Below are 12,542 nucleotides of genomic sequence, written 5' to 3'. Positions count from 1 at the left end.
GCAGGCGGGGACGGCGGTCCTGGTCGATTCCCGGGGCGTGCCCCGCGTGCGCTGTGCCTGCGGCAACCCGCTGACACCGCCGGTCGCCCAGAAGGCCACCCCGAAGCGCGTGGGCAACGCCTGGCCCCACTACCGGCCCTCCGACGTCGTCGTGGTCGCACCCGTACGCCGGGAGACGAAGAGGTTCGTCATGGTCGACCCGCACAGCGGTGACTGGTTCGTACGGCGGCGCGGCGACGACAAGGGCGTGCACGACGAGAGGACCGCACCACCGGTGATCAGGCCGGCCGAACCGGGCCGTGCGTCGACGTCCCCGGGGACGAGTTCCTCCACGGGCACGAACGAGAGCTCCGCCCGGCCGTCGGGACGAGGCGAGCCGTCGTCGACACCGGCGCCGTCCGACACGACGAAGGATCCCTCGGCCAAGAAGTCCCGGCCCGCGGAATCATCGAAGCCGTCGTCCGCTCAGCCGTCGCAGTCGTCGGCGCCCGAGTCGTCGAAGCCGAAGCCGAAGTCGGAGTCCAAGCCGAAGTCGAGGACGCATTCGAGTCCGTCACCGAAGTCGAAGCCGACGTCGAAGGCGTCGGACGGGACGAAGGGACACTCCGCCAAGAGGCCGAGGCCCACGGATTCCGCGGAGTCGTCGGTGCCGACCGACAAGGAGTCGCCCTCCGGACACGGCAGCTCCCCGAGCGCGGCGAAGGACGATCCCTCGCCGAGTGCGGACGGGCCCTCCCCGCAGGGCCGGGAGCGGAAGGCGGCGAAGGACGGTCACTCGCCCGAGGCGCACAAGCGCTCCGCACACGAGAAGCACCGCAAGGCGGCGAAGGACGGTCCTTCTGCGAGCCCGGACAAGCCCTCCGAGCCGTCCCCGGCCGGCTCGACCGCTCTGTCGCCACCGTCGCACGATGCGCCTCCGACGCCGTCGGGGCCCTCCCCCGAACCGTCCTCCGCGCGGCGGACACCGCACGGGCCGCGGACATCGGACGCGCCGCACCCGGCGAAGTCCGGGCAGCCGTCCCCCGAGGCGGGGACCCGGAGCTCCACGCACGAAAGCGCGACAGCCCCGCATCCCACGCCCGCGAGCCCCGGCCACGCGGGTTCCGGCCCCGCCGGTGCCACGCCCGAGGGCCCCGCACACACGGCTTCCGCGCCCGGCGGCTCGCAGTCCGACGAGGGCGCACCTCAGCAGGCGTACACCCCGGGCGCACCGTAGAGCTCTCCGCCTCGCGGCGGTCACGGCATACCCGGGGGCCCGCTCCCTCGCGGACGTACGACCGATGCTCCCCCTGCTTGTCAGTGCCGGCGGATAGTGTTCGAGAGCATGTGCGAGCCGGGAGGGGCATGATGACCGAGGGACCGATCGACCTGATCCGCCTGGAGGGCGAGGGCAACACCGTCGTTCTCCGCCTGACCGGGAAGCAACCCCGTCAGGATCCGGCCGCTGCCGCCGCGCTCGCCGGAGAGTTCCTGGTCGAGACGCCGTTCGTACGCGGACGCCTCGACACCTGGGTCGTGCCGGACGACCTGCGGCACTGGCAGGAGGCCCTGGACGCCCTCGATGCCGGGCAGGACATCGCGTGGCGCGAGGACACCAGGGGGCCCGAGCTGGTCATCGAGCGCGACGCGGCGCAGGAGCGGGCCCATGTGACGATCAGGGACCACTCCATGTCCCTGACGACGGTGACCGTGACCGTCCCACTGGCCGACGAGTGGTTCGACGACGCGTACCACCGCCTGGACCTGGCCTGGAAGACCTGGCCCCCCACCGAGGACTGACGGCGCTGCGGCCCGGCGGCCCCGCCCGGAGCACGAGAGCCCACGGAGCCGCCGGGAAGGTGGACCCCGTCCGCGGAGGGGAACGGAGCCGGCGGAGACCCCGTCCGCACCCGCGCACGCGGCCCGACGGCGCCGGGCGACGCGTCTTGCAGGGCGCGGCCGCGGACCCCGGGGCGTGCGGTCGAATGCTTCGCGAAACCGGGCTCGGCGTCGTGCACATCACCCCCGTACGGCCCGTCCGCGGCGCCTTCGACAGCGCGCCGCCCCGTGGGGGACCGGGCACCCTCCCCCCGTGCGTCGCGACCCGGCACATGGCCGTCCAGGACTTCCGGCCATCCCCTCTGACCTGGTCTTTCGTAGGGACCCTTCCTAAGATCACGGCGGAGGGAAGGGGGACCGGATGGACCGGAACATCCGCACCGTGGACGACGTACTCAAGCTGCTGGACGGCCTGTTCGCACCGGAGGCCGACCGCTGGTCGGCCCACGGGGCATCCTGGTGGGACGGCTTCTACGCGGACCGTTCAAAGCCGGTGCCGTTCTTCGTGGCGAAGCCGGACGAGAACCTGGTCTCCTACCTCGAACGCGGGCTCGTCACCCCCGGGCGTGCGCTCGATCTGGGGTGCGGGCCGGGACGCAACGCGCTCCATCTGGCCTCCCTGGGATTCGACGTGGACGCCGTGGACCTCTCCCCGGCGGCCGTCGCCTGGGCTCGGGACCGCACACGCGAGACGGGCGCCGAGGTCAGGTTCCTGTGCGGTGACGCGTTCACCCTCGCGGGCACCGAACTCGAGGGCCCCTACGACCTGATCTACGACTCCGGCTGCTTCCACCATCTGCCGCCGCACCGCCGCATCAGCTACCTCGCCCTCCTCGACAACGCTCTGGCACCCGGCGGCCATCTGGGCCTCACCTGTTTCGCGGCCGGCGGGATGGGATCCGAACTCGGCGACGCCGACTTCTACCGTCAGGGCCGCCTCCACGGCGGTCTGGCCTACACCCCGGAGTCGCTGCGCCGGATCTTCTCCGATCTGACGGAGGTGGAACTGCGCCGTATGCGGGAGGAGTCACCGGAGTCCCCGTGCTTCGGCGAACCCTTCCTCTGGACGGCGCTGTTCCGCCGCGACGAACGGGCCCGAGAAGCGTCGTGCCGCAGGTCCTGAAGTGTGCGGGGTGAACCGGGCGTGTGCGCGTGCCGAAACGTCCCGCCCTGGTCCGGCGGTGGCGGTCCTGCTTGACCGGCCCCGTGCCGTGGGATGAATCTGGCCTCAGGTGGTGGGTGCTCACCAAGGAGGCGCCGTGACGACAAGCGCAGAGCCACGCGTGTCGGGGCTCGAGGTCCGTTCGATCGACTACGTCCCGCTGGACGAGCGGCATGGCAAGCTGTGGCACCTCGGGCCGCTGTGGTTCATGTCGAACGCACAGATCGCCACGCTCGCCGTGGGGCTGATCAGCATCACCCAGGGCGGCAACCTGGTCTGGTCGCTCCTCGCCATCGTCCTGGGCACCCTGGTGGGCACGTTCTTCATGGCCTTCCACTCCGCGCAGGGCCCGCAGCTGGGACTGCCGCAGATGATCCAGTCGCGACCGCAGTTCGGCTACGTCGGAGCCCTGCTGGTGTGGCTGTTCGCCTATGTGCAGTACGCGGGCTTCAACGTCTTCAACACGATCCTGGCCGGTGAGGCCCTGCACACCACCGTGCACGGCGGTGTGAAGCTGTGGGTCGTGGTGGTCACGGCCGTCGCGCTCGTCATCGCCCTCGTGGGCTACGACATCATCCACCGTGCGGAGCGGGTGCTGACGTACACCTTCCTGGTCGTCTTCGGGGTGTTCACCGTGGGCGTCCTGCTCACCCTGCACTATCCCCCCGGCTCCTTCGACCTCGGTGACTTCAAGTGGACGCCGTTCCTCGCCCAGTTCGGCGTGGTGGCCGGCTACCAGATCAGCTGGGCCATCTACGTCTCCGACTACTCCCGCTACCTTCCCCCGGACGTCACGGTACGCAAGACCTTCTACTGGACCTACTTCGGATCGGCGCTCGGCGGCATCTGGCTCATGGCGCTGGGTGCGCTCCTCGCCGCGTGGGCGGGCAAGGGCTTCGAGACGATCCGCTCGATCAACGCCGCCGGTGACAAGGTCTTCAGCGGCTTCGGCGCGATCGTGCTGCTGTTCGCCGCGCTGGGCCTGATCTCGGTGACCGCGCTGAACATGTACGGAGGGTCGCTCACCCTCATCAGCGCGATCGACTCGTTCAAGAGGGTGCGGCCGACCCTCGGCGTGCGCCTGCTGACCCTCGGTCTCACCGCTGCGCTCTCCGTGGTGGGTGCGCTGGCCGCCACCTCCAACTTCCTCGAGAACTTCAACGACTTCCTGCTGCTGGTGCTCTACCTGTTCATCCCGTGGACCGCGGTGAACCTCATGGACTACTACGTGGTGCGCCGCGGCCACTACGCGGTCGCCGAGATCTTCAACCCCCGTGGCATCTACGGACGCTGGGGCTGGCACGGCATCATCGCGTACCTGGTCGGCTTCGCCGTCATGGTGCCGTTCTTCTCCGTGGGCACCCTCTACGTCGGCCCCGTGGCCAAGGCGCTGGACGGCGCGGACATCTCCCTGTTCATCGGGCTGCCCGTCTCCGCGCTGCTGTACTGGGTGCTCAGCCGGTCCATCGACGTCGAGGCCGAGACCCGCCTGGCCGAGGCCGAGGCCGAGGCGTTGGAATCCGCGGCGCACGAGCACCGCGAACCGTGACCCGCAGGTCACCGGATCCCCGCCCCCTGGGCCCTCGGCCCGGTGGTCGTCATGGGCGGGGGAGGGCCGCCTCCTGGCCGGGATTGGACGCGGGGAGCGCCCGACGGGGGACGGTGGGCAGGTCCCGGGAGCGGCGGATGGGGGAGAAGAAGAGAACCAGTCCCGCGAGCGGGATCCCCGCGGTGGTGATCCACATGGCCGCACGCAGTCCGAGGGCACTGCCGAGCGCCCCTCCTAGCAGAGAGCCGACCGGAATCGTCCCGTAGCTGAGGAAGGAGGTGCTCGCGGTCAGGCGACCCAGGAGCTCCGGCGGACAGTAGCGCTGCTGGAAGCTCGCCTTGACCACGTTGCCGGCCACGACGCCCGCGGAGACGCAGATGCCGCCCGCCACGAAGAACAGGGTCCCGGCACCGTCGACGGTCAGCGGAATCAACAGGGCGAACACGGCCAGACCGAGTTCGAACAGCAACGTGGCGCGGGCCGTTCCGAGCCGGTCGGCGACGCGGCGGGCCAGAAAGGCCCCGGCCACGCCCCCGGCGCTGACGGCCGCGACGAGCGCACCGACGGTGGCGGGTGCCAGACCGACCGTGCGTACCAGGAAGATCACCCTGATGGACTGGTAGCCCATGAGGGCCAGGTTGGACGCGGCGGCGAAGAGCGTGAGCGTGCGCAGCCACGGGTCGCCGCCGATGAGGCGCAGACCGTCGACGACCTCGGCCACCAGGCCCGTGCGCCGGCCGTCCGACCCCGCGCGCCGGCCGTCCGATCCCGTGCCGGGTGACTCCCGGTGCCGTATGCCTGCCAGGCACAGGAAGGAGACGAGGAAGGTGGCGGCGTTGACGAACATCCCGTTGACCGCGCCCGCGAGCTGTACGGCCAGGCCCCCCGAGCCGAGACCGGCGATCTGCGCGGCGGATGCGCTGCCGTGCAGTTTGGCGTTGCCCTCGGGCTGGTCGGCGGGTTCGAGGATGGCCGGGAGATAGGCGCTGTAGGCGGTCTGGAAGAACACCGCGGCCGTGCCCGTGAGCAGGGCGACGGCCACCAGCAGTCCGATGCTCAGCCGGCCGCACCATGCGGCCACGGGGATGCAGCAGAACAGCAGGAGCGAGACCGCGGCGGCCGCGAGCATGACGGGTCTGCGCCGCAGCCGGTCCACCCAGGCACCGGCGGGCAGACCGACGACCAGCCACGGAGCCCAGGCCGAGGCGCTCAGCAGACCGGCCTCGAACGGGCCGGCCCCCAGGTCGGAGACGGCGATCAGCGGCATCGCGACTCCGGTGACGGAGGCACCGAACTTGCCCGCGATCTCCCCGCTCCACAGCAGCCGGAAGTCCCGGTGGCGGCACAGCAGGCCACCCCGCGCACCCGCGCTCATGAGATCCCCCGCTCCCCGCGGGGGTAGGACTGCAACTGCACCACGACGGGCAGGGCCCCCGGATCCGGTGCGGTGTCGGCGGGGGGCGTGTGGCGGGCGATGACCGCCATCAGTTCCGCGTTGAGAGCCGCCAGCTGGTGCGGCGTCAGCCGCAGGTCACGCCACTCCGACACGGTGCCGGCGGCCCGCCACTCGTCCGGCCAGTCCTCGCCGAGATACCGCAGGGTCCGCTCGAAGTACTGGCGTACCAGTTCGTTCAGGTACACCGACAGCGCCCCCTGGCTGTCCGGCTCGTCACGGAAGTCGGCGATGTTCAGCTCATTGGTGACGCCCGCTCTCTTCCACCAGCGCTCGCGCCGGGTGCCGCGTTCCTTCTCCTCCACGATGAAGCCGTGCTCCGCGAGGTTGCGCAGATGCCAGCTGACGGTGCCGGTGTTCTCGCCCAGGCGTTCGGAGAGTTGGGTGGCCGTGGCGGGGCCGTCGAGGCCGAGCATGTCGAGGATGCGCATGCGCAGAGGATGGGCCAGGCCCCGCAGGCTGCGCACATCGATGCGCCGGGTGGGCCGGGGCCGCGGTGCGCTGTCGGCGGTGACTTCGGGGGCGTGTGCGGGTTCGGAATCGTGGGACACACCGAGACCCTAGGGTGCAGAGAGTCCTCTGCATAGTGCTCTTTGCAGAGGATCCTCTGGAACATGGTGTGGTCGGCCACCCCGCGCCAACAGTGGCCGAAATGCGCAGCGTTCAGCGAGCGGCCCGCAGCGCGGCGTGCTCGGCGAGCACTTCCCGGATGACGTGCCCGGCGATACGCGCCATGACCGGGTTGGTCTCCCGGTAGTGCCGCAGTTCCAGCAGCGCGATCGACAGCGTCCAGCCGCGCCCACGTGCCCAGGCCGCGTCATCGGCACCCGATGCGGCCCGGAAGACGGTCCGCGCCTCGGCCGGCAGTACGTACCACGCGGCGATCAGGTCGACGGCGGGATCTCCCAGGCCCAGGCACCCGAAGTCGATGACGGCGCTGAGCCGCCCCTCGGCGAGCAGCAGATTCCCCGGTTGCAGATCCGCATGGATCCAGACCGCCGGACCGGTTGACGAAGGGGCCCGCAGCGCGCAGCTCCAGGCGGCGGTGGCCGCATCGGTGTCGACGTGTCCGGTGAGTTCCGAGATCGCCCCACGTGTGACGGCATCGCGCGACGCCAGGGACTCGCTGCGGTAGGAGGGCGGCCCGTCGGTGGGGTCGACGCGGTGCAACGCGGCCACGAAGCCCGCCAAGTCCTCGGCGAGCCGCAGGGGTTCGGGGATGCGTCCGGCCACGGGATGCGAGCCGTCGAGCCATCGGTGCACCGACCAGCGCCAGGGATAGCCCTCGGCGGGCGCGCCCATGCCCAGCGGCACGGGGACGGCGACCGGGAGCGGCGGTGCGAGCCGCGGCAGCCACGTGTGCTCCTTCGTCACGTCGTCGGCCGCTCCTGCACGCCGGGGGAGCCGCACCACCATGTCCGGGCCCAGCCGGTACACGGCGTTCGACGTGCCCGCGGACACGACCGGCTCGACGCGGAGCTCCGCCCACCGGGGAAACTGCGTGGCGATCAGCCGCCGCACGAGGCGCACATCGATGTCCGGCTCGTCGGCGTGCGACGTGCCGTTCCTGCCGGTGTCCATCCGGGCCCTTCCGTAGGGGGCGCCCCGGCCGCACGCGCGGGACGACGGCGGTGGGGGAGCGGGCCGACGGCTGCCGGGCCGAGGACCATACGACTCCAGGGGGATGCCGCCGGTCAACTCGTTTGCGTACGGGGCGGACGGCTTCGAACTGCGGAGCCGAGCCCGTGTGAACACCGCGCCCAGGCATCGATCCACCGGCCGTCGGCCGCCCGGCGCCGCTGGCCCGCCCGGCAGCCGCCATGAGGGCCGCCGCCGATTAATCCGGGTGGACGACGGGTTCCTTGTCCTAAGGTCCCTGCGTGAGCAATTCCCTGGCAGCCGCTGTGCTGACGACCCCCGACCTGGCCTGCGCGACGGACGCCGTACGCACACTCCTGGACCTGGCAGATCTCACCGGCGCGGAGGTGGACTTCGAGGCGGAGATACGGTCGCCGGACGTGCTGTCGCGGATATGCCGGTTGCTCCCGGACCTCACCTGGTGGGCGAAGGCCGGGAGCGAGCACGGGTGCTCGGACGCCGGGGACGACCCGGCGCAGTGCCTGCCGATCCGGATCCACGACTGGAGCCATCCGCTGGATCTGGCCGAGCCGTTCATCGCCTCGCTGGGGCCGGATCGCGCGGCCGTCCGCTTCGACCTCGGAGCCTGGCCCGCGGTTCCCGACGTCGGGCTCGAGGAGATCTCGCAGAAGTACGCGTACCTCACGCTCTCGGTCAACTGCCGTGACCTCTACCAGGGCGAGCCGTCCGCCGATCACTCCATCCATGTGCACGTGCCGTCCGAGCGCCACCTGCCCCGTGTCCACTGGCTCGCCCGACAGGTGGGCGGCCGCTTCGACGGCAGGACCGAACTGGCACCGCTGTGAGCTCCCGGCGGCACACACCGGATCCGGGGTATGCCGGCGGTGCGACCGTCAACGCGGCTGCGGCAGTTGCATGGACAGCTGGAGGGCCCCCGTGCAGGTCAGCCGCCGCGCGATCTCGGCGCAGGCTTCGGCACCCCTGGGGCTGGCGGCGGGCAGCATGGGGCTGCTGGTGCTGTGCGCCGTCCCGCCGGGGCGAGCGGTGACCAGCTCGTCGCTGGCGGAGCGGATGGAGGCCGCGGCCGCACCGTCGTGTCCACCGGTGGACACATCGGCCCACACGGTGGCGCAGGACGGGCTGAACCGGAGCCGCACGGCATGGGACCCGAAGGCCACCATGCTTTCGGTACGGGCGTCCCGGTCGCAGCGGGAGTCCGTCGCGTCCTGCCCCTGACAGCTCCGGCCGTGGCAGCCCGGCCGCCCCGCACCGCCGTCCGGCAGGGCCGGAACGGTCATGGCGCAGGCGACCGCACCCAGTGTCGCCGACAGCACCAGGGCGGCTGCCGAGCGCCGCATCTGCCGCCCCCGGCCGTCCGGGCGATGCGGCTGCGGCGAGGCGGCCACCGGCACGGTGCGCACCGGCGGTGCGGCAGCCGGCGCGGTGCTCACAGGCGGTGCGGCAGCCGGGGCCGCGCCCGCGGGAACCGCGTTCGTCGGCGCGGTCTCGGCCCGGCACGCGTCCTCCCACAGCATCAGCAGCGACGCCAGCTCCGCGCCCGCGAGCCGCCCGAGTGCCTCCACCGCGGTGCGCGGCGGGAACTTCACGCCGTTGAGATAGCGGTGCCAGGCGGACTTGCTGTGGGCGGTACGCGTGGCCAGCGCGGCCAGGCTGAGCCCCGTGCGCTGCTTCAGGGCGCGCAGGTGTTGCACGAGCAGCAGCGCGGCGGGGCTGAGCGAGTCGGGCAGTGGCTGCCAGCGGGCCGCACTTCGCTCCGTCATTCCGCTCCCATCCCTCCGTACGACGTCCGATTCGTCTCGGATGGCGGGATGTGTACCCAGGGGAGCGGTGCGGCCACACGCAAGGCCCGAGTCATCGGGCGATCGGCTTGTAGTACAGGGAGAAGGCGCGGTGCGACGGCTGTCCCTGGGTGAAGCCCAGACACAGCCAGGGGCCTCCGTGGCGCAGCACGGCCAGGCCTTCGGGCTCGCGCGGGAACAGTCCGCGTGCCGTGGGCTCCAACACGTCCTCCAGAACACGGCCGTTGTGCGCGTCGATGCGGAACAGCCGTACGTCCCCGGCCGATCCGGGAGGGTCGCCCGGTCCGTATCCGTGGCCGAGCAGCTGATAGACGTACCGGCCGTACAGGGCCATGCCCTGGAAGGGCAGCCCCCGTCGGGCCCCGGGCTGCGGGAAGTCGGACAACGGCCGGGCGTCGCCGGCGACGAACCGCCGCAGCCCGTACACCCGGTAGCGCGGGACGCCTCTCCTCTTGTACCGCAGCAGCAGCCGGTCGTGCGCGGGGTCGAGCGTCACGTAGTTGCTCGTCGAGCCCGGAACCGGATGGTACGTGGCCAGACTCCGGTCGTCGCGCGTGACCACCCGCCCCGGCATGAAGGGGAAGCGGCAGATGCCGCGGCCGTAGCCGGAGGCGGGATGTGCGTCCCACTCCGTCCAGAGCAGGCCGGGCCGGCCGGGGGTCTCCTCGACGCCGAGGGCGCCACCGTGGCCGAAGCCCAGCAGGTACATATGGCCGGTGAGCGTGCCGTCCATGGTGAGCCGGTTCAGGCAGACGTCGCCGCGGGCCCCGCGCTCGGCATGGGTGAACGCGCGCGCCTCGCCCGGCAGCCGGACGCCGCCCTGCATCACCTGCAACGCGTACATCAGGCCGTACCGTTCGTCGCATCCGAAGGACTGGAGCACGGTGGAGTGGGTGAGTTGCGCGCCCTGGATCCAGGGTCTGCCCGTCGATGCGAGCCCGGTCGGCTCCGTCCGCTGCCGGGCGCCCGCCGGGCCGGCGGGCAGCGCGGCCGCCAGGGCGGCAGCGGCGGTGAGCCCGAGCGCGGCCCTGCGGCTCGGACTGCCGGGGAGTGAAGGGGACATGGGGGGATCTCCAAGCCTGCTCGAGTGATCCGTTCGCCGGTGGCTGTCCGCAGGAGCGAGGCCGCCCGTCCCGCGCACGGCGGGACGGGCGGGCCGTCAGCGGTTCAGCACCAGGGAACCGTGCTGAAGTTGTGGACGTAGTGGGCGGCCACGTAGCCGTCGTGGTGGGTGAGCCGGTACCAGCGGCGGTTGCCGGCGATCCGGCTCCCGTTGGTCTTGCAGCGGATGTGCAGCGTGCTGCCGGGGTGCGCCCAGCCGATCACGCGGTAGCCGGTTCCGGGACCGGAGCGGACGTTGAGCGGCACCCAACGCGTCTGCGTACGGCCGTCGACATGGCCGGTGCGGTGGGCGGGGCGCCACAGCAGCGGCGGCGGCACGTACCGGCCGGCCGTGGACTGGTGCGCGGCCACGGTCCGCTGCGGCGCGGCGGAGGCGGCGTCGGCGGAGACGACGGCGACGGGGAACATCGCCAGCGTCGCGAACGCGGCCACCAGACCGCGCTGCATCCTGCGATTCATGCGATTCTCCTACGAAGGTTGGTCAGGACCGGCCGAGTGCGACCCTGTGGGGCCCAGCGTTTCCGCCGTCTGGTACAAAGATTCCGTCCCAGCTGTTTCTGGGAGAAAATGGGACGTCCCATGCGCGAGAGCGGCAGCGCGGGGCTCGGGGGCCCGCTCCGGCGACGGCGTACGCCGGGCGGTCCCGGCGTGGCGCGATGGCTCCCGGCCCGCCGCCGGGAGTCAGGGCCGGCCGACCGTGCCGCCCGTCGCCGTGTGCGACACGAACCCGTGTCCACGGAAGTCCACCCCTATGGCGTAGAGGTATCACCCGATTGCCACGCATCTGCTCCAACGGGCACGGCGTTGGTGGGATATGGCATCAGCGACAACTCCTACCGCGTTCCCGCGCTTCTCGGTCGGTGACGGCTCCCGCCCGGGTGCCGTAGAGGTCTCGAGGGGAGGGTGGAGCTTCACACCGGGTTCCGCGTCGACCCCCGAAGCAGGCGGCTCGCTGCACTGCGACGGCGCCCATGTGGAATTGCGCTACTGCTCCGCCGACTTCGCGGAGTTCCTTGCGGAGATGATCGACATCCAGGCGGAGTTCGACCGTCATTCGACCCCCGTCGCGGCGGGGCACGGTGAATGGGGCGGGCGGAACCGGCATGTATGAGCCGCACGGCCGCTACAACGATGCCGGCGCCCAGCACGAGCCGCACGCCTCGGAGGGATGGCCCCAACCGGACCATCCCTATGCCCATCCCAACTACCTGTACGCCCACCCGGATTGCGAGCACCCGCATCATGAATACGACTGTCCGCATACTCCTGTCGCGCAACAGCCTCTGACCTCGTTCGCTCCGGACGCCGCGTGGGACCCGGCGGAGGAACTCGCCGAGCTGCTGGCGGACCAGGCGTCCGCCGACCAGAACGCCTTCCCGCCGCCCGCCGATCCCGCCGAGGCCGACGGGGGCGCGGCCGCCGGGGACCCTCTCTCGGACCTTTCGCAGATCACCTCCGAACTGCCGGTGATGCGCCCCGTACCCGGGCACCGTCGTGTCCGTCAGCGGCGTCCCGCTCCCTACCCGCTGCAACGGGTCAGCTTCTTCCTCGCCGCCGTCGCCGCCGTCATTGTCGCGATGGTCAGCGTCTTCGGCGGCATGGCCACGTACGACCCGCTGCGCCACATCGCCGACCTCCACACCACGTGGGGCGCGGCGTGCTGGCCCCTGCTGGTCTACGGACCCTGGATGGTCGCCTCGCTGTGCGTCCTGCGCGCGGCACTGCACCGGCGTCACGCCGTCCACTCCTGGGCCGTCGTACTGCTCTTCTCCGGCGTTGCGATGCTGCTGTGCGTGGCCCAGGCTCCGAGGACGTTCACCGGCATCGCCGCAGCGGCACTGCCCGCAGTCGCGTCCCTGGCCTGCTTCCACCAGATCGTCCGCCAGATCACCCTCACCCGACCGCCCCGCCGAACCGTGCACAGGCGCCGCCAGGCCGCGCCGCGTCCCACGGCCACGGCGCGGCCGAAGGGGAACGTCAGGCGCTGACGCCCGTCGCGCCGCGACGACACGATGCGGC

At 71.8% G+C, this 12,542-nt stretch carries 14 protein-coding genes and 1 pseudogene; 7 read left to right on the top strand and 8 right to left on the bottom strand.

Annotation, left to right across the window (positions count from 1 at the left end; genetic code table 11):
- Positions 1-37 precede the first annotated feature (37 nt).
- Positions 38-175, top strand: a pseudogene (locus ACWCP6_RS25080) (DUF6777 domain-containing protein); the annotation flags it as partial.
- Here ACWCP6_RS25080 and ACWCP6_RS25075 read toward each other — a convergent pair.
- Both ACWCP6_RS25075 and ACWCP6_RS25070 read right to left on the bottom strand, forming a co-directional pair.
- Entirely contained in the window at positions 130-405 is a 276-nt protein-coding gene (locus tag ACWCP6_RS25075; protein ID WP_450934786.1) for a hypothetical protein, read from the bottom strand. The pseudogene ACWCP6_RS25080 and the gene ACWCP6_RS25075 overlap by 46 nt on opposite strands.
- 60 nt (positions 406-465) lie before the next feature.
- Positions 466-660: a hypothetical protein gene (locus tag ACWCP6_RS25070; protein ID WP_450934785.1), complete on the bottom strand. Its 195-nt coding sequence runs from the start codon at positions 658-660 to the stop codon at positions 466-468.
- A gap of 687 nt (positions 661-1,347) precedes the next feature.
- On the opposite strand from ACWCP6_RS25070, the gene ACWCP6_RS25065 reads away from it, so the two are divergent.
- The 3 genes from ACWCP6_RS25065 to ACWCP6_RS25055 all read left to right on the top strand — a co-directional run bounded on the left by ACWCP6_RS25065 (position 1,348) and on the right by ACWCP6_RS25055 (position 4,529).
- On the top strand, positions 1,348-1,779 hold the full coding sequence (locus tag ACWCP6_RS25065) for a DUF5959 family protein (RefSeq protein WP_450934780.1): 432 nt from the start codon (positions 1,348-1,350) through the stop codon (positions 1,777-1,779).
- A gap of 400 nt (positions 1,780-2,179) precedes the next feature.
- Positions 2,180-2,941, top strand: coding sequence for a class I SAM-dependent methyltransferase (locus ACWCP6_RS25060; protein ID WP_450934779.1), 762 nt, complete (start codon positions 2,180-2,182; stop codon positions 2,939-2,941).
- Positions 2,942-3,077: 136 nt separating this feature from the next.
- Positions 3,078-4,529, top strand: a complete 1,452-nt coding sequence (locus ACWCP6_RS25055; RefSeq protein WP_450934778.1) for a purine-cytosine permease family protein — start codon at positions 3,078-3,080, stop codon at positions 4,527-4,529.
- A gap of 49 nt (positions 4,530-4,578) precedes the next feature.
- Here the strand turns inward: ACWCP6_RS25055 and ACWCP6_RS25050 are convergent, their stop codons facing one another.
- The 3 genes from ACWCP6_RS25050 to ACWCP6_RS25040 form a co-directional block, all read right to left on the bottom strand.
- Complete coding sequence (locus ACWCP6_RS25050; protein ID WP_450934777.1) at positions 4,579-5,904, bottom strand: MFS transporter; 1,326 nt, start codon at positions 5,902-5,904, stop codon at positions 4,579-4,581.
- Positions 5,901-6,533 carry an ArsR/SmtB family transcription factor gene (locus tag ACWCP6_RS25045; RefSeq protein ID WP_450934776.1) on the bottom strand — a complete coding sequence of 211 codons (633 nt, stop codon included), beginning with the start codon at positions 6,531-6,533 and terminating at the stop codon, positions 5,901-5,903. The genes ACWCP6_RS25050 and ACWCP6_RS25045 overlap by 4 nt, the downstream gene beginning before the upstream one ends.
- Positions 6,534-6,645: 112 nt before the next feature.
- Positions 6,646-7,563 carry an aminoglycoside phosphotransferase family protein gene (locus ACWCP6_RS25040; RefSeq protein ID WP_450934775.1) on the bottom strand — a complete coding sequence of 306 codons (918 nt, stop codon included), beginning with the start codon at positions 7,561-7,563 and terminating at the stop codon, positions 6,646-6,648.
- Between the two features lie 299 nt (positions 7,564-7,862).
- Between ACWCP6_RS25040 and ACWCP6_RS25035 the strand changes: the two genes are divergently transcribed.
- Positions 7,863-8,426, top strand: coding sequence for a hypothetical protein (locus ACWCP6_RS25035; RefSeq protein WP_450934774.1), 564 nt, complete (start codon positions 7,863-7,865; stop codon positions 8,424-8,426).
- Between the two features lie 48 nt (positions 8,427-8,474).
- On the opposite strand, the gene ACWCP6_RS25030 is transcribed toward ACWCP6_RS25035, so the two are convergent.
- From ACWCP6_RS25030 to ACWCP6_RS25020, 3 genes are all read right to left on the bottom strand, one after another.
- Entirely contained in the window at positions 8,475-9,362 is an 888-nt protein-coding gene (locus ACWCP6_RS25030; protein WP_450934773.1) for a DUF2690 domain-containing protein, read from the bottom strand.
- Positions 9,363-9,453: 91 nt separating this feature from the next.
- On the bottom strand, positions 9,454-10,464 hold the full coding sequence (locus tag ACWCP6_RS25025; RefSeq protein ID WP_450934772.1) for a teichoic acid biosynthesis protein C: 1,011 nt from the start codon (positions 10,462-10,464) through the stop codon (positions 9,454-9,456).
- Positions 10,465-10,568: 104 nt separating this feature from the next.
- Positions 10,569-10,982, bottom strand: coding sequence for an SH3 domain-containing protein (locus ACWCP6_RS25020; protein ID WP_450934771.1), 414 nt, complete (start codon positions 10,980-10,982; stop codon positions 10,569-10,571).
- 355 nt (positions 10,983-11,337) lie between these two features.
- Between ACWCP6_RS25020 and ACWCP6_RS25015 the strand changes: the two genes are divergently transcribed.
- Positions 11,338-11,634: a hypothetical protein gene (locus tag ACWCP6_RS25015; protein WP_450934770.1), complete on the top strand. Its 297-nt coding sequence runs from the start codon at positions 11,338-11,340 to the stop codon at positions 11,632-11,634.
- Positions 11,627-12,511 (top strand): DUF2637 domain-containing protein, encoded by an 885-nt coding sequence (locus ACWCP6_RS25010; protein ID WP_450934769.1) that lies wholly within the window; start codon positions 11,627-11,629, stop codon positions 12,509-12,511. The genes ACWCP6_RS25015 and ACWCP6_RS25010 overlap by 8 nt, the downstream gene beginning before the upstream one ends.
- Positions 12,512-12,542: the final 31 nt, after the last annotated feature.

Source organism: Streptomyces sp. NPDC002004, from assembly GCF_053593975.1.
Note: the sequence above shows the minus strand (reverse complement) of the source record. Positions and strands in the feature narration are given on the sequence as shown.

Excerpts from the sequence above, each read along its gene's own strand:
- ACWCP6_RS25015 (WP_450934770.1), top strand. The coding sequence starts at position 11,338 with ATGGCATCAGCGACAACTCCTACCGCGTTCCCGCGCTTCTCGGTCGGT.
- ACWCP6_RS25010 (WP_450934769.1), top strand. The coding sequence starts at position 11,627 with ATGTATGAGCCGCACGGCCGCTACAACGATGCCGGCGCCCAGCACGAG.
- ACWCP6_RS25025 (WP_450934772.1), bottom strand. The coding sequence starts at position 10,464 with ATGTCCCCTTCACTCCCCGGCAGTCCGAGCCGCAGGGCCGCGCTCGGG.
- ACWCP6_RS25030 (WP_450934773.1), bottom strand. The coding sequence starts at position 9,362 with ATGACGGAGCGAAGTGCGGCCCGCTGGCAGCCACTGCCCGACTCGCTC.
- ACWCP6_RS25040 (WP_450934775.1), bottom strand. The coding sequence starts at position 7,563 with ATGGACACCGGCAGGAACGGCACGTCGCACGCCGACGAGCCGGACATC.
- ACWCP6_RS25060 (WP_450934779.1), top strand. The coding sequence starts at position 2,180 with ATGGACCGGAACATCCGCACCGTGGACGACGTACTCAAGCTGCTGGAC.
- ACWCP6_RS25020 (WP_450934771.1), bottom strand. The coding sequence starts at position 10,982 with ATGAATCGCAGGATGCAGCGCGGTCTGGTGGCCGCGTTCGCGACGCTG.
- ACWCP6_RS25050 (WP_450934777.1), bottom strand. The coding sequence starts at position 5,904 with ATGAGCGCGGGTGCGCGGGGTGGCCTGCTGTGCCGCCACCGGGACTTC.
- ACWCP6_RS25065 (WP_450934780.1), top strand. The coding sequence starts at position 1,348 with ATGACCGAGGGACCGATCGACCTGATCCGCCTGGAGGGCGAGGGCAAC.